Annotated in this window: 19 protein-coding genes and 8 tRNA genes; 8 read left to right on the plus strand and 19 right to left on the minus strand. The window is 52.8% G+C overall.

Features of this window, described 5'->3' with window-relative positions:
* Window positions 1–4: 4 nt before the first annotated feature.
* From L1D47_RS05365 to L1D47_RS05375, 3 genes are all read right to left on the minus strand, one after another.
* A complete protein-coding gene (locus L1D47_RS05365; protein ID WP_041509051.1) occupies window positions 5–1,282 on the minus strand; it encodes a DUF819 family protein in 1,278 nt (425 codons plus the stop codon).
* A 126-nt stretch (window positions 1,283–1,408) separates the two neighbouring features.
* Window positions 1,409–2,197 (minus strand): tetratricopeptide repeat protein, encoded by a 789-nt coding sequence (locus tag L1D47_RS05370; protein WP_239882862.1) that lies wholly within the window; start codon window positions 2,195–2,197, stop codon window positions 1,409–1,411.
* Window positions 2,197–2,583 carry a SirB2 family protein gene (locus tag L1D47_RS05375; protein WP_041509049.1) on the minus strand — a complete coding sequence of 129 codons (387 nt, stop codon included), beginning with the start codon at window positions 2,581–2,583 and terminating at the stop codon, window positions 2,197–2,199. The genes L1D47_RS05370 and L1D47_RS05375 overlap by 1 nt, the downstream gene beginning before the upstream one ends.
* Before the next feature lie 122 nt (window positions 2,584–2,705).
* Here L1D47_RS05375 and L1D47_RS05380 point away from each other — a divergent pair, with 122 nt between their 5' ends.
* Window positions 2,706–3,131, plus strand: coding sequence for a GNAT family N-acetyltransferase (locus L1D47_RS05380; protein ID WP_239882863.1), 426 nt, complete (start codon window positions 2,706–2,708; stop codon window positions 3,129–3,131).
* A gap of 170 nt (window positions 3,132–3,301) precedes the next feature.
* Here L1D47_RS05380 and prmC read toward each other — a convergent pair whose 3' ends face one another.
* From prmC to hemA, 3 genes are read right to left on the minus strand one after another with little or no spacing between them, the layout of a single operon-like run.
* Complete coding sequence (gene prmC, locus L1D47_RS05385) at window positions 3,302–4,144, minus strand: peptide chain release factor N(5)-glutamine methyltransferase (protein WP_041509047.1); 843 nt, start codon at window positions 4,142–4,144, stop codon at window positions 3,302–3,304.
* Between the two features lie 38 nt (window positions 4,145–4,182).
* Window positions 4,183–5,268, minus strand: a complete 1,086-nt coding sequence (gene prfA / locus L1D47_RS05390; RefSeq protein ID WP_239882864.1) for a peptide chain release factor 1 — start codon at window positions 5,266–5,268, stop codon at window positions 4,183–4,185.
* A gap of 13 nt (window positions 5,269–5,281) precedes the next feature.
* Window positions 5,282–6,532 carry a glutamyl-tRNA reductase gene (gene hemA, locus L1D47_RS05395; protein ID WP_239882865.1) on the minus strand — a complete coding sequence of 417 codons (1,251 nt, stop codon included), beginning with the start codon at window positions 6,530–6,532 and terminating at the stop codon, window positions 5,282–5,284.
* Between the two features lie 320 nt (window positions 6,533–6,852).
* On the opposite strand from hemA, the gene lolB reads away from it, so the two are divergent.
* The 3 genes from lolB (at window position 6,853) to L1D47_RS05410 (ending at window position 9,364) form a co-directional block, all read left to right on the plus strand.
* Window positions 6,853–7,491: a lipoprotein insertase outer membrane protein LolB gene (gene lolB, locus L1D47_RS05400; protein ID WP_239882866.1), complete on the plus strand. Its 639-nt coding sequence runs from the start codon at window positions 6,853–6,855 to the stop codon at window positions 7,489–7,491.
* A 4-nt stretch (window positions 7,492–7,495) separates the two neighbouring features.
* Entirely contained in the window at window positions 7,496–8,350 is an 855-nt protein-coding gene (gene ispE / locus L1D47_RS05405) for a 4-(cytidine 5'-diphospho)-2-C-methyl-D-erythritol kinase (protein ID WP_239882867.1), read from the plus strand.
* Window positions 8,351–8,416: 66 nt separating this feature from the next.
* Window positions 8,417–9,364, plus strand: coding sequence for a ribose-phosphate pyrophosphokinase (locus L1D47_RS05410; RefSeq protein WP_041509157.1), 948 nt, complete (start codon window positions 8,417–8,419; stop codon window positions 9,362–9,364).
* A gap of 100 nt (window positions 9,365–9,464) precedes the next feature.
* Here L1D47_RS05410 and L1D47_RS05415 read toward each other — a convergent pair whose 3' ends face one another.
* The 13 genes from L1D47_RS05415 to L1D47_RS05475 all read right to left on the minus strand — a co-directional run bounded on the left by L1D47_RS05415 (window position 9,465) and on the right by L1D47_RS05475 (window position 15,074).
* Window positions 9,465–9,872, minus strand: a complete 408-nt coding sequence (locus L1D47_RS05415) for a hypothetical protein (RefSeq protein WP_239882868.1) — start codon at window positions 9,870–9,872, stop codon at window positions 9,465–9,467.
* Between the two features lie 12 nt (window positions 9,873–9,884).
* Window positions 9,885–10,352 carry a hypothetical protein gene (locus L1D47_RS05420; protein ID WP_239882885.1) on the minus strand — a complete coding sequence of 156 codons (468 nt, stop codon included), beginning with the start codon at window positions 10,350–10,352 and terminating at the stop codon, window positions 9,885–9,887.
* Window positions 10,353–10,617: 265 nt separating this feature from the next.
* A tRNA-Leu gene (locus tag L1D47_RS05425) sits at window positions 10,618–10,702 on the minus strand.
* A 54-nt stretch (window positions 10,703–10,756) separates the two neighbouring features.
* Window positions 10,757–10,831, minus strand: a tRNA-Gln gene (locus L1D47_RS05430).
* Window positions 10,832–10,875: 44 nt separating this feature from the next.
* Window positions 10,876–10,960: transfer RNA gene (locus L1D47_RS05435), tRNA-Leu, on the minus strand.
* A 232-nt stretch (window positions 10,961–11,192) separates the two neighbouring features.
* Window positions 11,193–11,269, minus strand: a tRNA-Met gene (locus L1D47_RS05440).
* Window positions 11,270–11,289: 20 nt separating this feature from the next.
* A tRNA-Gln gene (locus L1D47_RS05445) sits at window positions 11,290–11,364 on the minus strand.
* A gap of 24 nt (window positions 11,365–11,388) precedes the next feature.
* A tRNA-Gln gene (locus tag L1D47_RS05450) sits at window positions 11,389–11,463 on the minus strand.
* Between the two features lie 48 nt (window positions 11,464–11,511).
* Window positions 11,512–11,596 (minus strand) — tRNA-Leu (locus tag L1D47_RS05455).
* Between the two features lie 91 nt (window positions 11,597–11,687).
* Window positions 11,688–11,764: transfer RNA gene (locus L1D47_RS05460), tRNA-Met, on the minus strand.
* 265 nt (window positions 11,765–12,029) lie between these two features.
* Window positions 12,030–13,121: a redox-regulated ATPase YchF gene (ychF, locus tag L1D47_RS05465; RefSeq protein WP_041509041.1), complete on the minus strand. Its 1,092-nt coding sequence runs from the start codon at window positions 13,119–13,121 to the stop codon at window positions 12,030–12,032.
* A gap of 70 nt (window positions 13,122–13,191) precedes the next feature.
* Window positions 13,192–13,779 (minus strand): aminoacyl-tRNA hydrolase, encoded by a 588-nt coding sequence (gene pth, locus L1D47_RS05470; protein WP_041509040.1) that lies wholly within the window; start codon window positions 13,777–13,779, stop codon window positions 13,192–13,194.
* Between the two features lie 104 nt (window positions 13,780–13,883).
* On the minus strand, window positions 13,884–15,074 hold the full coding sequence (locus L1D47_RS05475) for an FAD-dependent monooxygenase (RefSeq protein WP_345778755.1): 1,191 nt from the start codon (window positions 15,072–15,074) through the stop codon (window positions 13,884–13,886).
* Between the two features lie 217 nt (window positions 15,075–15,291).
* Here L1D47_RS05475 and L1D47_RS05480 point away from each other — a divergent pair, with 217 nt between their 5' ends.
* The 4 genes from L1D47_RS05480 (at window position 15,292) to ybeY (ending at window position 18,842) form a co-directional block, all read left to right on the plus strand.
* Window positions 15,292–15,594, plus strand: a complete 303-nt coding sequence (locus L1D47_RS05480; RefSeq protein ID WP_052813650.1) for a hypothetical protein — start codon at window positions 15,292–15,294, stop codon at window positions 15,592–15,594.
* A gap of 98 nt (window positions 15,595–15,692) precedes the next feature.
* Window positions 15,693–17,117: a tRNA (N6-isopentenyl adenosine(37)-C2)-methylthiotransferase MiaB gene (gene miaB / locus L1D47_RS05485; protein WP_160798089.1), complete on the plus strand. Its 1,425-nt coding sequence runs from the start codon at window positions 15,693–15,695 to the stop codon at window positions 17,115–17,117.
* Window positions 17,118–17,335: 218 nt separating this feature from the next.
* The gene (locus L1D47_RS05490; RefSeq protein WP_239882869.1) at window positions 17,336–18,379 is read left to right on the plus strand and encodes a PhoH family protein; all 1,044 of its coding nucleotides are present in this window, start codon (window positions 17,336–17,338) and stop codon (window positions 18,377–18,379) included.
* Complete coding sequence (gene ybeY, locus L1D47_RS05495; RefSeq protein WP_041509036.1) at window positions 18,369–18,842, plus strand: rRNA maturation RNase YbeY; 474 nt, start codon at window positions 18,369–18,371, stop codon at window positions 18,840–18,842. The genes L1D47_RS05490 and ybeY overlap by 11 nt, the downstream gene beginning before the upstream one ends.
* Window positions 18,843–18,857: the final 15 nt, after the last annotated feature.

Below are 18,857 nucleotides of genomic sequence, written 5' to 3' on the forward strand. Positions count from 1 at the left end.
CCTATTACTGGGCTACGACCTGCAAAATCTGACCACACACCCAAGCCATATAGGTGCCTACAGCATAGCCTAATACGGCTAGGAGTACACCGACAGGTGCCAGAGCCGGATGGAAAGCGGCGGCCACCACGGGCGCCGAGGCGGCGCCGCCCACGTTAGCCTGACTGCCCACCGCCATATAAAACAGCGGTGCACGAATCAGCTTGGCCACCAGCAACATGAAACCGGCATGGACGACCATCCAAATGATGCCGATGGCGAAATACCAGAGATTGGCCGGGTCGAACAGTTTCAACACATCCATATGCAGGCCGATAGTCGCCACCAGAATATAGAGGAAGGCCGAGGCGACCTTAGAGGCGCCAGCCGCCTCGAGATGGCGCACTGGGGTGAAGGACATGGCCAGACCTATGGTGGTCACTGTCACGATCAGCCAGAAGAACTTAGAGGTCAGGCTGTAGTCGCGGGTCCAGGGATAGTTCGCCTCGAAGAAGGGCCCCAGGAAATCGGCGATCACATGGGCAAGACCCGTGATACCAAAGCCCACGGCGACGATCATCATCAGATCTCGTAGGCTGGCGATACGGGCGTTTTCGGCGTGATACTTCTCCACCTTCAACTTAAGCGTCTCGATGGCGCGGGTATCGGCGCCTGTCTTGGCATCGATCTCCTTGGCCTTGGACGCCATAAACAGCAACACGGCCATCCAAATGTTGGCCACGATCACATCGACCGTCACCATGATAGAGAAGATGTTGCCACCGGCCTCGTAGATTTCCTTCATCGCCGCCTGGTTGGCGCCGCCGCCGATCCAGCTACCGGCCAGGGTGGTCATGCCACGCCATACCGCGTCCGGGCCGCTCACCCCGAGGATCTCTGGGTTGAGGGTCGACACGATAAGCAAGGCGATGGGGCCACCGATTACAATGCCGACTGTGCCGGTTAAAAACATCACAATCGCCTTGGGGCCCAGGCTAAGGATCGCCTTGAGGTCGACACTTAAGATCAGCAGCACCAGACAGGCAGGCAATAGATAGCGGGAGGCGACAAAGTAGAGGTTTGACGTATCGCCATCCAGAATATGGAAAGAGTTAAGCAGTGAAGGCAAGAAGTAGCAAAGCAGCAGCGCAGGAATAAAACGGTAGAACTTCACCCAGAATGGGTGTTGGCTGCTGTTGGTGTAAAACACGAATCCTAAGATCACCGCCAGCAGGCCCAGGCCAGTGGCGTCATTGGTGACTAAGGCTGTGGCGTCATTACTGACTAATGCGGTACTGCTCATCTCATCTCCCTTTTATTTTTCTATTCGTTATTTATTGTTGTAGTTATAGCGATGGCCGCAGGCACCTTGTGGCGCCCATGGTAAATTTAGCCCCGGGTCAGGCCTTCCCGGCCTGGCCCCTGAGGGTTAATGATAGACCTCAACCTCGTCGTTGAGCTCTTTTAGCTGTAATTTCACCAGTTCGGTCACTGGGTCGTGGGGGCTGTTATCGACAAAGTGTCTCAGATCCGCCGCCGCAACACTGATACAGCCAAGCTGCTGGGCGATAAAGGCCCGTTCTCGGTTGAGATTCAGGTCGTCTTCATGCCATTGCAACAGTAAGTTACAACACTCCATGGCGCTCTCAAACTGGCTCGCCAAGATGGCGCCGGCCTTGAGTTCATGCAGCATGCGTGACAGCAGACGCTTGAGGCTAGCGGGCTTGAGGTAACGCGGCTTAAATGGGGCGCCGTTACCTAACTCGCCGCGCACCAACACGTGTAGCTGGTGACGGCTAAGAGGTTGCCCGGTCAGCGGGTCGATATAGCGCACATTGTCGTCGATGCGGCAACTGAGCACTGTGGTACCCGGCAACAGCAGAGGCTGCAACACCAGATCCAACTGCTTACCCAGCAGCATAAGCACAGTCGCCAGCGTGGTGCTGTTACCCTGACGCGTGGTGATACAGCTGGCCAGATCTGCCGCCTCGGTACTGAAATAGGACTCGCGCGCGCAGAAACCAAGATCCTGGTAAAACCATTTGAGCAAGGCGTCCAGACGGGCCTCTCGGTCCACCAGATAGTGACTAAGTACCGAGCCAGCCAGCTCATACCAGGCCCACTTTGCCGCTTCCTTATCGGAAAATCCCAGGTGCTCGGAAATATCAAAGGCGCTCTCTGGCAGAGAGAGCGCCTCATTTAAGATCAGGTTTGTCATTAGCTCATTAATATTGCTTGTTTGAACATGGCTAACTTAGCGGCGTACATCACCCAAGCCAGCGCGCCCAAAGCCGCGAAAGTCTTGAAAAGTTTGTTACGGTTAGCCTTGAGCGAGATAGCCGCCAGGAAGATGTAAGCGATCACTGCGCCTATCTTCTCGGTCAGCCAGGCATCCTGCAACGGATACTGCTTGATGATGAAGCACAGGGTTAGACCGGAGAGCAGCAGGAAGGTATCGATCACATGGGGCGCAATCTTAACAAATTTCTTGTCCATGATGGCAGATTGTTTAAGATGCAGCACAAATCGTACGATAAAAAACAGCACACTCACGCTAATCAGGGTGAGGTGTATATGCTTAATAGCTGGGTATAAACTGTCCATTATATCTTCTTTCGTGGCTCACAAAGGCGCTAGTGTACCCGATCAAAGGCCAGGGCACCAATATCATACTCTTGATTCTTAGCCATAATGCCTCTAGATAATTTTCATAAAGGAAATGTCACTTGAACACAGATAGCAAAATCAACTTTACCCATGACGAATCCAGCGAATTTGCCGATACCGTCAAACAGAAAATCGCCGAATTTAACTGGCAACGTTGGGAAGTGAGCGAGCGCTTACCCCTGGGTCTAAAGCTTGAGAATGAGGCGGGCGAGCTGATCGCCTGCCTGTCGGCTCGCACCTTCGGCAACTGGCTGATGATAGATAACTTCTGGGTGAGCGAGTCCCTCAGAGGCCAGCATATCGGCAGCAAGATGCTGGCTGAGGCCGAACGTATTGCCAGGGAGCGAGGCTGCATCTATGCCATCCTGGATACCTTAAACTTTCAGGCCAGGCCCTTCTACGAGGCCAGAGGCTATCGACTGGAGTGGACCCAAGAGCAGTATCCAGCGACGGGCTGCAAATACTTCATGACCAAGCGCCTGTAAATGTCAGTCACATTGCCATCATTTTCACGCTGTGCTCCTTGCACCTCTCCTACTAGCTGTTGATTAAGTATTAGCTTGTTGACTAGTGCTCATCCGGCAGTTGATAAAAAAACGCCACAGGCTCGGGCCCATGGCGTTTTGTGTTTTAATCAGATAAGAGACTAAGGCGGCTATCTTGGCCAGCGGCCTAAGGTACATCTGTCGTTGCTACCAAAGTCACGTACCGTCGCCACGGCCTCATAACCCAGCTCGATCATCTTGTCGCGCACAGTGAGTGCCTGGCCGAAGCCATGCTCCAGTAGCAGGTAGCCACCGGGCGCCAGATAATCGCGGGCGGCCTCGGCAATATGGAAGAGATCCGCGTAGCCGTGTTCACCCGCGGTGAGGGCGCTGTGGGGCTCGAAGCGCACATCGCCCTGAGACAGATGCTCATCTTCCTCATCGATATAAGGCGGATTGGAGACGATCAGATTAAAGTCATAGCGGTTGATGGCATCGAACCAGTCGCTCTGCAGCACTTCTACCTGGGGTAGCTTGAGGTTGTCCCGGTTAGCCTTAGCCAGAGCTACCGCTTCAGAGACCTTATCGACCGCGGTGATCTGCCAGGTATTGCGCTCGAAGGCCAGCGACAAGGCGATAGCACCTGTGCCCGTGCCCAAGTCCAACACCTTGGCATTGTCTGCCAGGGGTAGGTTGAGCGCGGTTTCAACCAATATCTCGGTGTCAGGACGCGGAATCAAGGTGGTGGGATTGACCATGAAGGGCAGCGACCAGAACTCCCGCTCGCCCACAATATGGGCGATGGGCGTGCCTATCTTACGTCGAGACACCATCTGTTTGTATTCGGTCACCTGCTCACTGGTCAAACGCTCATCAGGCCAGGTGTAGAGGTAACTGCGCTGCTTATGAATGATATGCAGCAGCATCACCTCGGCATCGAGCTTAGCGCTGTCGGAAACCTCAAAAAGTTGAGTAGTTGCCCAATCGAGGGCCTGTGCTAACGTTTGAAACAAAGCTTATCCTTAATCACCTAGCGGCAATGATAGCAAGATTAACCTTCGGAAAGGGCTGCTAACATGTCGGCTTGGTTTTCCTGCATCAAGGGGCCGAGGATGGCATCGAGATCACCTTCCATCACCTCGTTGAGACGATAGAGGGTCAGGTTGATTCTGTGCTCGCTCACACGTCCCTGCGGGAAGTTATAGGTACGCACACGCTCCGAGCGATCACCACTGGCCACCAGGTTGCGACGTGTCGATTCCTCTTCGCTGCGACGCTTCTCATCTTCCACCGCCTGAATACGGGCGGCCAAGACGCTCATGGCCTGGGCGCGGTTTTTATGCTGCGAGCGTTGATCCTGACACTCCACCACTATGCCTGAAGGAATATGGGTAATACGGATAGCAGAATCTGTCTTGTTAACGTGCTGACCACCGGCACCCGAGGCGCGGAAGGTATCGACCTTAAGGTCGGCAGGATTGATCTCAATCGCTTCGGCTTCAGGGATCTCAGGCATCACCACCACGGTACAGGCCGAGGTGTGCACGCGCCCTTGAGACTCGGTTTCAGGCACACGCTGTACGCGGTGACCGCCCGACTCAAACTTGAGCTTGCCATAGACGCCATCACCAGAGACTTTAACGATGATCTCTTTGAAGCCACCGTGTTCGCCTTCGTTGGCGTTCATGATCTCCATCTGCCAGCGATTAGCCTCGCAGTAGCGGCTGTACATGCGGAACAAGTCACCGGCAAAGATAGCCGCCTCGTCGCCACCAGCACCGGCACGGATCTCGATGAAGGCGTTGTTGTCATCTTTAGGATCTTTAGGCAACAGCAGGATCTGCAGCTCGTCTTCGAGCACGGCTAGCGTCGCCTTGGCTTCTTTAATCTCTTCTTGCGCCATCTCTTTCAGATCGGCGTCATCCTCATTAAGCATCTCTTGCGCCGAGGCAAGGTCGTCTTCCGCCTGGCGGTAGGCCTTGAAGCTCTTTACCACCTCTTCGAGTTGGGAATACTCTTTGGACAGAGCGCGAAAACGCTCCTGATCGGCGATGATTTCCGCATCACTCAGCAGCGCCAAAACCTCTTCATTACGCTCCAGCAAGCCTTCGAGCTTGCGAATAACACTGTCCTTCATTACAACGCTAACCTTAGTCTTTATCTAGTCCGAGCGCTGATCTTAATTGTCCTAGGCTATTGAGATCACCACGGCGGCTCGCCTGGGTGAGTGCCTGGGTCGGGGCGTGGATCAACTTATTGGTCAACTTGTTCGCCAGTTCCAGTATTAGCTGCTCGCTATCACCACCCTGGGCCAACTTATTGATGGCTCGCTCCACCAACTCATCTTTGATCGCCATACTCTGGCTTCGGTATTCACGAATGCTGTCGACCGACTCTAACGATCGAATCCATTCCATGAATTGATGAGATTCCTCTTCAACAATTAATTCAGCTTTCTCGGCCGCCTCACGTCGGGAGGCCATATTCTGTTCAATAATGCTTTGCAGATCGTCAACCGTGTATAAGAAGGCATCGTCCAGATCGGCAACTTCGGCCTCGATATCTCTAGGAACTGCTATATCAACCAATAACATAGGTTGATGACGACGCTGCTTAAGCGCTTTTTCTACCATGCCTTTACCCAGTATAGGTAATGGGCTGGCGGTAGAGGATATCACGATATCGGCCTTAGGGAGAAAATCTGGTATCTGTTCGAGCGTAATTGCTGTGGCGCCGAACTCTTCGCACATGGCTTCGGCGCGAGAAATGGTACGGTTGGCGACTATCATGGAGTCGACACCATTGTCTTTCAGGTGGCGGGCCACCAGCTCAATGGTCTCACCGGCGCCTATCAGCAGCACCTTAGTGGCGCTCAGCGCCGAGAAAATATGTTTGGCCATGCTCACGGCCGCAAACGCAACCGACACGGCGGCGGCGCCGATCTCTGTCTCGGTGCGCACCTTCTTGGCCACCGAGAAGGTATTTTGGAACAGCCTGTCCATGGTCACCGCAACCGTACCAGCCTCTTTGGCCTTCACAAAAGATTGCTTCACCTGACCTAAGATCTGCGGCTCGCCCAGAATCAGCGAGTCGAGTCCCGATGAGACACGCATCAGATGCTGTACTACCTGCTGTCCCTGATACTTGTACAGGCAAGGCAATACATCTTCGTGGGATAACTGATGATAAGACTCCAGCCAGCTAATCACATCCGCCTCGTCACCCGTGTTGCAATAGAGCTCGGTGCGGTTACAGGTTGAGACGATCACCGCCTCCCCCGTCTTGGTCCGACTAGCAAGACTCTTCATCGCTTCATGAATGTTATCAGGCGCAAACGCTACCTTTTCTCGTAGGTCTACAGTGGCTGTTTTATGATTAATACCGATTGCTACAAGGCTCATCTGACTCTTTCTGGTCTCTAGGGTCTGTTAATCTTGCGAGTTCATTGACTACCGGCACGCTGGCCCGAATCATCTCACTTAATGGCAGTCATTCTACGCAATTGAGTCGACTAAAAACAGAATACGCTTAACAAAACCGAATAATAATCTGGCTTGTCACAACTTTTTTCTATTAAACCTAAGGCTTAAAATCAAGCCCTTACTCCCGGGATAAAATTAGCCATTACTAACCCTAGCCTAGGCTGGCAGGAATTTTGCCCCTTAGCCATTGGTATTTGTAGGCAGCCCTCGTATGATATGCGCAGGTCTTTTAGCCATAGATGAATAATTTGAACTACTTCACAAAAATATCGGGAAGCATTACAGCCTTACTCCTAATAACCCTCGCCGGCTGTGCCTCCCATAAACCGATCGATTATGCCCCCATGCAGGTAAAAAGCGCTAACCAGGCAAAGGCTTGGGAACTCCAGGGCAAGTTAGCGGTGCGCACCCCAGACGACAAATTCAGCACCAACCTCTACTGGTTCCACACCCAAACCAATGACGAGCTGACCCTAACCACTATGCTGGGCACCATAGTGATGAGCCTCAACAAGACCCCCAGTCAGGTAAGCCTGGAGATCGAAGACAAGGTGTATCAGGACACAGATGCCGAAGAGCTGCTTAGGCGCCTCACCGGCTGGTCGATTCCCGTCGACACCTTGCCCCTGTGGATCACAGGACAGATCTCCCCCCAGGATGAAGTGGTCGCCGTCGATCAGCTAGGGCGTCCCAAGGAGGTACTCAATCACACAGGCAAGAGTCCCTGGCACGTTAGCTTCAACAGTTGGCAAACCCAAAGCGGCGCCGAGCTACCGAGACAGCTACAGCTGCAACGTGACGAGATACGCTTAAAATTGCAGGTAAGCCAATGGCAGGCGCTGACACCGACGCCCATCAAAGCATCACAACCGGAATAGAGAAATGACAAGCAATAGATCCACCGCCTGGCCGGCACCGGCTAAGCTCAACCTGTTTCTCCACGTCAACGGCCGCCGCGCCGATGGCTACCATGAGCTGCAGACCCTGTTCCAGTTCATCGACTACTGTGATCACCTGGATTTTGCCATCAATGACAGCGGTACCCTTACCCTGCACTCAGAGATGGAAGCTGTTGTTGCAAATAGCGATAACTTAATTCTAAAAGCTGCAAAATCCTTGCAGGACTATACCGGCACCCACCAGGGCGCCGAGATCTGGTTGGATAAAAAACTACCAATGGGCGGCGGCATAGGCGGCGGCTCATCCGATGCGGCGACCACACTGGTCGCATTGAATCATCTTTGGAATACTCAACTGTCGCAGGATGAACTGGCTAAAATTGGTCTAGCTCTCGGCGCTGATGTCCCTGTTTTTATTAATGGTTTAGCGGCATTTGCCGAAGGAGTCGGCGAAAAGTTGAGCCCGGTCGAGGCACCGGAAAACTGGTACCTCATCCTGACACCAGATGTACACGTTTCCACCGCAGAGGTGTTTAACGATCCTCTGCTGCCACGGGACACTCCTAAGCTGTCGATGGAAGATTTAATGAGCAGTGACTGGCATAACGACTGCCAGGCTCGTGTCGCCCAGCAATACCCCCAAGTTGCCAAAGCATTGGCGTGGCTGATAGAATATGCGCCGTCCAGAATGACGGGAACCGGAGCATGTGTATTCGGTATCTTCGACACGCGCCAGCAGGCAGAACAAGTTTTTGCCCAATTGCCGGCAAATTTGTGCGGTTTCATCGCCAAGGGGACAAATAAATCACCATTGGCGTTGCGGTTAGCGCAGCGCTAAGTTCATGCGGGATAAGCGGTTATTATCCCGGCCATTACAATGAAGCATACGCCTGAGGTCCATACAGTGCCTGACATTAAACTATTTGCTGGTAACGCAACCCCCAGTCTCGCCAAGAAGATAGCAGATCGCCTATTTTGTAAACTCGGAGACGCTGAGGTTGGCGTTTTCAGTGACGGTGAAATCAGTGTCCAGATTAACGAAAATGTACGTGGGGCGGATGTATTTATCATTCAATCTACTTGTGCACCTACTAACGATAACCTGATGGAACTTATCGTTATGGTAGACGCGTTACGTCGCGCATCTGCTGGCCGTATTACTGCGGTTATTCCTTACTTCGGTTACGCTCGCCAAGACCGTCGTGTACGCAGTGCCCGTGTGCCTATTACTGCTAAGGTTGTCGCCGACTTCCTGTCAAGCGTAGGTGTTGACCGCGTACTGACCTGTGACCTGCACGCCGAGCAGATTCAGGGCTTCTTCGATGTACCTGTAGACAACGTATTCGGTAGCCCAGTGCTGCTGGAAGACATGCTGGGTAAAGAACTGGACAACCCTGTCGTGGTTTCACCCGATATCGGTGGTGTTGTACGTGCCCGCGCCGTAGCCAAGCTACTGGACGACTCAGATCTGGCTATCATCGACAAGCGTCGCCCACAGGCAAACGTTGCCCAAGTAATGCACATCATTGGTGACGTTCAAGGCCGTGACTGCATCATAGTCGACGACATGATCGATACTGGTGGTACTCTGTGTAAGGCTGCCGAAGCCCTGAAAGAGCACGGTGCTAACCGCGTATTCGCCTATGCGACTCACCCAGTCTTCTCTGGCAATGCACCTAAGAACATCGCCGAGTCAGTGATCGATGAAGTGATCGTGACCGACACCATCCCGCTAAGCGAAGAGATGGCGGCACTGGACAAGGTGACTCAGCTGACCATGTCTAGCGTAATGGCAGAAGCTATTCGCCGCGTAAGCAACGAAGAGTCTATCTCTGCGATGTTTAAGCACTAATCACCCGCTTTCAAGCGGTAACGAAAAAAGCCACTCGATTGAGTGGCTTTTTTGTATCTAGCATGACTTAGTTTCAGCGAATGCTTATCTATGCCTACTCTTATCTCACCGTGCGCCTCAGGGCGTCGTCACGTACCGCTAGGGTAAGATCATAGGCGATGACGCGGCGCAGTTTAACCAACCAGCCTGTCACCTTCCTCATATCGACGTCACAGTTCTTAGTGCAGCCTTCGCGCTTGGCATCGATCAGGGTTATGGCGATCCCTCTATCACTCTCGACCAACTCGACATTGATCTCATAGGTCTTATAACTCAGCCTGGCGAAGCGTTTATCGCCCTCGCGCTCGAAGCGCCAATGATTACGCGACACGGCTTTATCCAGCATGTCATCATAATCGGCCACATAGCTTCCCAAGGGAATGGGATCTTGATAGATGTGAAGCCCCTCGGCCTGTAATGGGCCCGCAAGGCTCAGACCAATGAGCATTCCTAGCATAATCTTATTCATCTTCACCCTTCCTTAACGCATCTTCAGCTGTCTGGCGATGCTGGCTCTGAGGTTCTTGATATAGTTGTAATAGCCCCGACCATTCTTGTAGCAGATCCCCTCGATGAGATTTGCACACTGATAATCGCCCAGGGCGTCCTGATACTTGAGCTGTACCAGGGACTCATCGTATTCGATGCGCATCACATTGGTATCGCCGCGATAATCGAAGCGCGCCAGGATATAGCCTTCTCCCTCGCCGTCATACACCCAGGCAAAGCCCTTAGTGTTCAACATGCCCATCAGGATCGCATAGCGCGTCTTTTCTAGCCCTATGTTGTTTGTCTCTATCTCTTTGTGTACCGCGCTAATATAGCGGTCTGAAGACTTAGGCTTGGTATTTTGCTTTATGGTTAAGGTACTGGGCTGTGCCAGCACCAGAGGGCTCAGTGCCAGCAGGCTCAGGCCGCAGAGTAATGTTTTAATGCTCAAGGTAGTCACTCCCTGTGATAAAAAACTCATGCTATCACAGTGCCATAGCAGCGACTAGCCACCTGGTTCACAGCGTTAAAAGGGCCTGATGAATATGAAACGTTGTAAAGGCTGATTAGGCAGAGGTGGATTAGGCGGAGGATTACTACATAGAGACTTATTATGTAGAGGCTTACTATTTAAAGGCTTGCTAGATAAAAGCTTAAAGAGAGTATTGCTCAAACCTTAGATACAAAAAAGCCTGTCACTTGGACAGGCTCTTCGTATTTAATAATGGTACGGGAGGAGAGACTTGAACTCTCACACCTTGCGGCACCAGAACCTAAATCTGGCGTGTCTACCAATTCCACCACTCCCGCATCGCTTTACATCTGATCAGATGGCTTAGTTTTAAATCTTAAGCTAGATAAAAATGGCTGGGGTACTAGGATTCGAACCTAGGAATGCCGAGATCAAAACCCGGTGCCTTACCGCTTGGCGATACCCCAACAAGCTTTTTCGGGTTACAGGCGATTCCTGCAAGCCTAAATAATGGTACGGGAGGAGAGACTTGAACTCTCACACCTTGCGGCACCAGAACCTAAATCTGGCGTGTCTACCAATTCCACCACTCCCGCACTGCATCTATGTTTTATATCCTGACAAGGATAACCAGCGTTAAATCTGGCGTGTCTATCGGCAACGCCACCACTTACACACTGTATCTGGATTTATATCCCGACAAGGATAGTTCTAGTCATATGTCTGAAGGTTAAGTCTTAACAACTCAGCGTTCAACTAACTAGCAAATCTCTAATTTAACATCTCGAGCAGATGGCGCCGATAACGGCGGATTTACCTTGAATAAGATGGTAGCTATGGCGGGACTTGAACCTGCGACCCCAGCATTATGAGTGCTGTGCTCTAACCAGCTGAGCTACATAGCCACATTTATCTTACTGATAAATGGCTGGGGTACTAGGATTCGAACCTAGGAATGCCGAGATCAAAACCCGGTGCCTTACCGCTTGGCGATACCCCAAGAATCAAAGTAAGCAAGAGAAAATGGCTGGGGTACTAGGATTCGAACCTAGGAATGCCGAGATCAAAACCCGGTGCCTTACCGCTTGGCGATACCCCAATTTTCTTGCTTCAGACTAAAGGTAGACAACCTCTAATCAAAAATAAATGGTACGGGAGGAGAGACTTGAACTCTCACACCTTGCGGCACCAGAACCTAAATCTGGCGTGTCTACCAATTCCACCACTCCCGCACTTGCTTCTATTTTTACATCTTGAAGAGATGGTAGCCTTTAAAGTCGGGACACTGCCCTGCTACTCGTTCAGTTTTGCATCTTGAAAGGATGGTAGCTATGGCGGGACTTGAACCTGCGACCCCAGCATTATGAGTGCTGTGCTCTAACCAGCTGAGCTACATAGCCATCGTAATTTTGCGCCCCTCTTGCTGAGGAACGGGGCGTATTATGCTTATTCAGCGTAGGCAGGTCAACAGCTTTTTTTCGCTTATTTAAACTATCTTAGCCGTTCGCCTATAAACTCACCAAAGTGAACAGGCCTTATGCAATTCGCCCCTAAAAACCCGCAATTAACGCCTTTTTCAGCCGCCGCAGAAAGCAAAACGGCCCGATAATGAGTATCGAGCCGCTTAACGCTGGTCGGTTTTCGCCGCTAAGCGCGGCGCAAACCCTATACGTTGAAGAGGAAATGCATCACATCGCCATCTTTAACCACATAGGTCTTACCTTCGACGCGCAGTTTACCCGCTTCTTTGGCACCCGCCTCCCCCTTATAGGCGATGAAGTCATCATAAGACATCACCTGGGCACGAATGAAGCCACGTTCGAAGTCGGTGTGGATCACGCCAGCCGCTTGCGGCGCACAGGCTCCCACAGGTACAGTCCAGGCACGAACCTCTTTCACACCTGCGGTAAAGTAGGTGTGTAGATCCAGCAGCTGGTAACCGGCGCGGATCACGCGGTCGAGGCCAGGCTCTTCCAGACCCAGGTCGGCCATGAACTCGTCACGATCTTCGGCATCCATCTCGGCCAGCTCAGATTCGATCGCCGCACAAACAGCAACCACAACCGCATTTTCTCTGGTGGCGATCTCACGTACCGCGTCCAGATGCGGGTTATTCTCGAAACCATCTTCGGCAACGTTAGCGATATACATGGTCGGCTTGAGGGTCAGGAAGTTAAGGTAGTTAACCGCCGCCAGCTCCTCTTTGCTGAGATCCATAGAACGCAGCATGTGACCTTCGTCCAGCACTGGGCGCATCTTCTCAAGTACGCTCACCTCGAACTTAGCGTCCTTATCGCCACCCTTGGCACGCTTTTGCTGACGCACGATGGCGCGCTCACAAGAGTCCAGGTCGGCCAGTGCGAGTTCAGTGTTGATCACCTCGATGTCGCTTGCAGGCGATACCTTGTTAGCAACGTGTACGATATTGTCATCTTCGAAGCAGCGCACCACATGACCGATAGCGTCGGTTTCACGGATGTTCGCCAGGAACTTGTTGCCCAGGCCTTCACCTTTCGAGGCGCCCGCCACTAGACCGGCGATGTCGACGAACTCCATGGTGGTTGGCAGTACACGTTCAGGCTTAACGATTTCCGCCAGGGCCTCCAAACGTGGATCCGGCACAGGTACTACACCCGTGTTAGGCTCGATCGTACAAAACGGGAAGTTTGACGCTTCGATACCCGCCTTGGTCAAGGCGTTGAACAGAGTCGATTTACCTACGTTTGGTAGGCCGACGATGCCACATTTAAAACCCATATTATTACCTTTATTCAATTAATCTTATCGCCTAAGCGATAATGAAGCTGTTCACTGCCGAGTTATCGGCTTAGCCGGCCTTGTAAGAGTGCAACCTGTGCATCGCCTTACTCATGTCTTCCTTAAAAAGCACCTCGGTGGCACGCACCGCCTCGTCAATCACCTCTTCGATGAGGCCTTGCTCTGTCTGCGGCGCCTTACCCAGCACATAGTTGCTGACCATGCTCTTGTCGCCAGGATGCCCAATGCCGATACGCAGGCGATAGAACCCTTTGTCGTTACCGAGCTTGGCGATGATATCTTTCAGGCCATTATGGCCACCATGCCCCCCGCCCAACTTAAACTTAGCCACGCCTGGCGGCATATCCAGCTCGTCGTGAGCCACTAAGATCTCATCGGGGGCGATACGAAAGAAGTTTGCCAAGGCTCCCACCGACTTACCACTGAGGTTCATAAAGGTCGTTGGGATCAACAGGCGTACATCTTTACCATACAGGGTCGCCCTGGCGGTCAGGCCAAAGTATTTGCTATCGGCCACCAGGCTGACACCACAAACCCGTGCCAGCTCGTTGACATACCATGCACCTGCGTTGTGCCGAGTCCGCTCATATTTGTCGCCTGGATTAGCCAAGCCTACGATAAGCTTTATATTGCTCATTTCACCCTTGTCCGTTCGCAAGTGCCAATAAAAAACGCGGCATTTTAGCACTCAATCGAGTCGGCAACAAATTTATCCGGGGCGGGAGGTTTACGCCATGATGCTTAGAGCCCCATGGCGTATTTGAGTACCTTCTGCTTGATGGGCCCATCGATATTAGCCAGCTTGAGGGCGCCGTTTCGTAGTAGCTTCAGCGGCAGGAGATCGTTACTAAAGCCGGCGTAGAAGAGATCCATGGTGGTCATCATCAACTGATTGTCGGCGTAACGCTTACTTTGGTATTGCTTGAGCACATCATTGTCCCACCAGCATTTATGGTTAGCGATGGCATCGGCAAAGGTGTCTATCAGGGCGCTGACATCCTTAAAGCCCAGGTTAACGCCCTGCCCGGCCAGCGGGTTGATGGTATGGGCGGCGTCGCCCAGGATCACTAGGTGATCGTCAAAATAGCGCTGCGCGTGGCGGCGGGTCAGCTTAAAGCTTCCCTTAGAGAGCACCTTAAACTCACGGGCCAGGCGCTTGGGGAAATGCGCATCTATCTGTTCATACAGGGCTTGAGGACTCAGGCTTTGTAGCTGGGCGATACGGCTGGCATCGTCATACCACACCAGGGAGGCGTGCTTACCCGGTAGGGGTAACAGGGACCGCGGCCCCTTAGGAGTAAACTGCTGCCAGGTGACATCCTGCTCTTCCTGCTCAGTGGCAATATTGATCAGCATGGCCGACTGGGCGTAGTCCCAGCCCGTCACCCCTATGCCTGCCCACTGGCGCACCTGAGAATTAGCGCCATCGGCGCCGACCAACAGACGTGTCTCTATCTCGCTGCCATCGTCCAGGGTTAGGCGAATGCCATCGTCGACACGGGTAAACTGACTCACCTTGGCCGGACAGAGCAGGCTAAGGTTGTCATGCTGCTCAAATTGCTGCCACAGCGCCAGCTGCACCAGGCGGTTCTCGACGATATGCCCAAGGTGAGTGGCACCTATCTGGTCGCTGTGAAACTGAGTGATGCAGCCATCGATTTCCCAGGTTTCCAGCCCCTTGTAGGCCACCTGGCGCATCTCACCGAGGGCCGACAAGGCACCCAGGCGCTCGAGCAACTGCTCCGAGGCCACGCTGATGGCCGACACCCTAAGATCCAATGCTTGCTCACCGTCGTAGGCCTTAGGCGCATAGGCCTCAACCACCGCCACCGACAGGCCAAGCTGCGCTAACCCGAGGGCGGTCGCCGCCCCCACCATACCGCCTAACACGACAACATCTTTTACTAAGGTCTTGCGCTGGTTCTGACTCACCTTGAGTTCGACTCCCTACTTCTTATTACCAAATATGTCACATCGGCGGATTGCGTATATAAATGTTACCAGGCTGGCAACTGCTCACACTCAGTTACAAAGGCACGGCGCGTAACTCAGATGCGGCCTTTACACTCTCAATTCACAGCTAACCCTCAATTCACAGCTAACTTGCAAAACAGCTAAACCAACAATGCTGAGTGTCATGGAGTGTTCTATGAAAAAGTTACTGATAGCCAGCCTATTTACCGCCGCCAGTCTAATGTCGGCCTCGGCCCCTGCGACGAGTGCTCCTCTGATGGAGAAGATGACTGTAACCTATCGCAACCCGCTAGATTATGCCCTATATCAATATACGATTGAATTAATGAGTCATTATAGGGCGGAGATCCGAACTAGCATACAGCGCCAGGCCAAAAACAATAGTCAGGCGATGGCCGATGCCTTCTTTACCCAGACTGCTCAACGACAGGTCGCCCTGGTGGATTTCCCGGCCAAAGCAACCGCCCGCACCGAGTAAATTCGCGCTTATGACGTGCAAAAGCTAGCCAGCGGAGCACTCAGAGGGTAAAATGTCGCGCTATTTTTCCCAGTAGTTGCAACAACGGCGCAAAACTGATGAGTAAGAAACTCCACATTAAAACCTGGGGCTGTCAGATGAATGAGTATGACTCATCAAAGATGGCCGACCTACTCGACGAATATCAAGGCTATACCTTGACCGAAGAGGCAGAAGAAGCAGATGTACTGCTACTCAACACCTGCTCGATTCGCGAAAAAGCACAGGAAAAAGTATTCCACCAGCTGGGTCGCTGGAAGACGCTAAAAGACAAGAACCCCAACCTAATCATAGGTGTAGGTGGCTGTGTGGCGTCTCAAGAAGGTAAGGCGATCAAAGACAGAGCCCAGTGTGTCGACCTGATCTTCGGCCCACAGACACTGCATCGTCTGCCAGAGATGATCGACCAGATCCAGCAGGGCGGCAAGGCCGTCATCGATGTCAGCTTCCCCGAAATCGAAAAGTTCGATCGCCTGCCAGAGCCGCGCGCGGAAGGCCCAAGCGCCTTCGTTTCCATCATGGAAGGCTGCAGCAAGTATTGCTCTTTCTGCGTGGTGCCATACACCCGTGGTGAAGAAGTCAGTCGTCCGCTGGACGATGTGATCCTGGAAATCGCTCAGCTCGCCGAGCAAGGCGTGCGCGAGGTTAACCTGCTAGGGCAAAACGTGAATGCCTATCGCGGTGCGACCCACGATGACGATATCTGTACTTTCGCCGAGCTACTGCGTTATGTGGCCGCCATCGACGGTATCGATCGTATTCGTTTCACCACCAGCCACCCGATCGAGTTTACTCAGGACATCATAGATGTGTATGAAGACACTCCAGAGTTGGTGAGCTTCCTGCATCTGCCGGTACAGTCTGGTTCCGATCTGATCCTCACCCAGATGAAGCGTGGTCACATGGCCATCGAATATAAGTCGATCATCCGCCGCCTGCGTAAGGCGAGACCCGATATCCAGATAAGCTCTGACTTCATCGTCGGCTTCCCTGGCGAGTCTAAGCAGGATTTCGCCGACACCATGAAGCTGATTGAAGATGTACAGTTCGACCACAGCTTCAGCTTTATCTACAGCGCGCGTCCAGGCACGCCCGCCTCGGATCTGCCTGACGATGTGTCTCTCGATGAGAAGAAGGAACGCCTGGCGATTCTGCAAGACAGGATCACCCAGCAGGCGATGCGCTACAGCCGTCAGATGCTAGGCACAGTGCAGCGTATTCTGGTTGAGGGGCCTTCGGTCAAGAACCCGATGGAGCTGCGCGGTCGCACCGAAAACAACCGTGTCGTGAACTTCGAAGCCGATCCTAAGCATATAGGTAGCTTCGTCGACGTCGAGATCGTCGACGTGTTCACCAACTCGCTGCGCGGTAAGTTTATCCGCGGCGAAGATGAGATGGACCTGCGCCGCGACCTGCGCCCGTCTGACATCCTGGCCAAGCATAAGAAAGATGACGATCTTGGGGTGACTCAGTTTATCCCTTAGGTCTCACTTAAGGCCTAATTGAAGAGCGACCCTAGGGGTCGCTTTTTTGTTGGACGTCGAATCGGTAAACCCTATTAGCGGCGGCGGATTTTCAATCAAATAGTGCAATCAAATAGCATTAGCAATTAAACTTAATGCCTCGTAAACTGTCACTATAGTCTGTTGGGAATTATCCCCTACAGGACACGCTTTAACGACAAACGCAACTGGAGCTATTTTTGTCAAACAAACTCACAACGCTCAATCTGTATCTCGAGCCGTCTGATACCCGTCGACTAGCATCACTCTGCGGGCCCTTTGATGACAATATCAAACAACTCGAGCGTCGCATCGGCGTCGAGATCAACTATCGCAACAACCATTTTCAAATTGTCGGTCAGGCCCGCAACTGTCTGACGGTCAATAATCTGCTCAAAGAACTCTATGTCGAGACCCAGCCGGTACGTGGCAGCACGCCTGACCTGGAGCCCGATAAGGTGCACATGGCAATTCAAGAGGCGATCGCCCTGGAAGCCGAGGCCCCTCGCGACGACAAAGAGCTCTATATCAAAACCAAGCGTGGCGTGGTCAAGCCCCGCAATCCCAACCAGAGCGATTATGTGGCCAATATCGTGCGTCACGACATCAGCTTTGGTATCGGCCCTGCCGGTACGGGTAAAACTTATCTGGCGGTCGCCGCGGCGGTCGATGCCCTAGAACGCCAGGAAGTCAGACGCATCCTGTTGACCCGTCCAGCGGTCGAGGCCGGTGAGAAGCTAGGCTTCCTCCCGGGCGATCTCAGCCAGAAGGTCGACCCCTATTTGCGTCCCCTGTATGACGCCCTGTTTGAGATGATGGGTTTCGAAAAGGTCGAGCGCCTGATTGAACGCAGCGTCATCGAAGTCGCGCCGCTGGCCTATATGCGTGGCCGCACCCTAAATGATGCCTTTATCATCCTGGATGAGAGCCAAAATACCACGGTAGAGCAGATGAAGATGTTCCTCACCCGTATCGGCTTCAACTCCCGCGCGGTGATCACCGGCGATATCACCCAGATAGACCTACCCAAGCACCAGAAGTCTGGCCTGCGCCATGCTATTGAGGTGCTTAGCGAAGTCGACGAGGTAAGCTTTAACTTCTTCCAGGCCAAGGATGTGGTGCGCCACCCCGTGGTTGCCCGTATCGTCGAGGCCTATGAGGCACACGATCAGAAGGTGGCCAGCGAGAAGGCCAAGCGCGAGAGCCAGTTTAAGACTGAGGAGCCTAAGCATCATGACGCCTGATAACCCAATCGCACTGCACCTGGATCTGCAACTGGCGACCCAGGCCGACCAGGTGCCGAGCCAGGCACAGTTTGAGTCATGGGTGCGTCTGGCCCTGGGCAACGTCATGCCCGAAGCGGAGATGACCATACGCCTGGTCGATGAAGCGGAAAGCCAGCAGTTAAATCATACCTATAGAGGCAAAGACAAGCCGACAAATGTGCTATCATTCCCGTTCGAGTCGCCCCCGGAGGTAGAGCTGCCGCTGCTGGGCGACTTAGTGATCTGTGTGCCTGTGGTCGAACAGGAGGCTGAAATCCAAGGAAAAAGCCTCGAAGCCCACTGGGCCCACATGGTTGTACATGGTTGTCTGCATCTGCTAGGGTATGATCATATTATCGATAGCGAAGCAGAAGAGATGGAGTCTTTAGAGACTCAACTTATTGAAAGTTTGGGATTTCCCAATCCTTACAAGGAGCAATAGCCGACCAATTCTGGT

This window comes from Shewanella sp. Isolate7, assembly GCF_022398425.1.
In the GTDB taxonomy this organism is placed as follows: domain Bacteria; phylum Pseudomonadota; class Gammaproteobacteria; order Enterobacterales; family Shewanellaceae; genus Shewanella.

Bases quoted from the DNA above. Each gene is read 5' to 3' on its own strand.
- L1D47_RS05365 (WP_041509051.1), bottom strand. From the start codon at position 1,282: ATGAGCAGTACCGCATTAGTCAGTAATGACGCCACAGCCTTAGTCACC.
- L1D47_RS05370 (WP_239882862.1), bottom strand. From the start codon at position 2,197: ATGACAAACCTGATCTTAAATGAGGCGCTCTCTCTGCCAGAGAGCGCC.
- L1D47_RS05375 (WP_041509049.1), bottom strand. From the start codon at position 2,583: ATGGACAGTTTATACCCAGCTATTAAGCATATACACCTCACCCTGATT.
- prfA (WP_239882864.1), bottom strand. From the start codon at position 5,268: ATGAAGGACAGTGTTATTCGCAAGCTCGAAGGCTTGCTGGAGCGTAAT.
- hemA (WP_239882865.1), bottom strand. From the start codon at position 6,532: ATGAGCCTTGTAGCAATCGGTATTAATCATAAAACAGCCACTGTAGAC.
- lolB (WP_239882866.1), top strand. From the start codon at position 6,853: ATGAATAATTTGAACTACTTCACAAAAATATCGGGAAGCATTACAGCC.
- ispE (WP_239882867.1), top strand. From the start codon at position 7,496: ATGACAAGCAATAGATCCACCGCCTGGCCGGCACCGGCTAAGCTCAAC.
- L1D47_RS05415 (WP_239882868.1), bottom strand. From the start codon at position 9,872: ATGAATAAGATTATGCTAGGAATGCTCATTGGTCTGAGCCTTGCGGGC.
- ychF (WP_041509041.1), bottom strand. From the start codon at position 13,121: ATGGGTTTTAAATGTGGCATCGTCGGCCTACCAAACGTAGGTAAATCG.
- pth (WP_041509040.1), bottom strand. From the start codon at position 13,779: ATGAGCAATATAAAGCTTATCGTAGGCTTGGCTAATCCAGGCGACAAA.
- L1D47_RS05480 (WP_052813650.1), top strand. From the start codon at position 15,292: ATGAAAAAGTTACTGATAGCCAGCCTATTTACCGCCGCCAGTCTAATG.
- miaB (WP_160798089.1), top strand. From the start codon at position 15,693: ATGAGTAAGAAACTCCACATTAAAACCTGGGGCTGTCAGATGAATGAG.
- ybeY (WP_041509036.1), top strand. From the start codon at position 18,369: ATGACGCCTGATAACCCAATCGCACTGCACCTGGATCTGCAACTGGCG.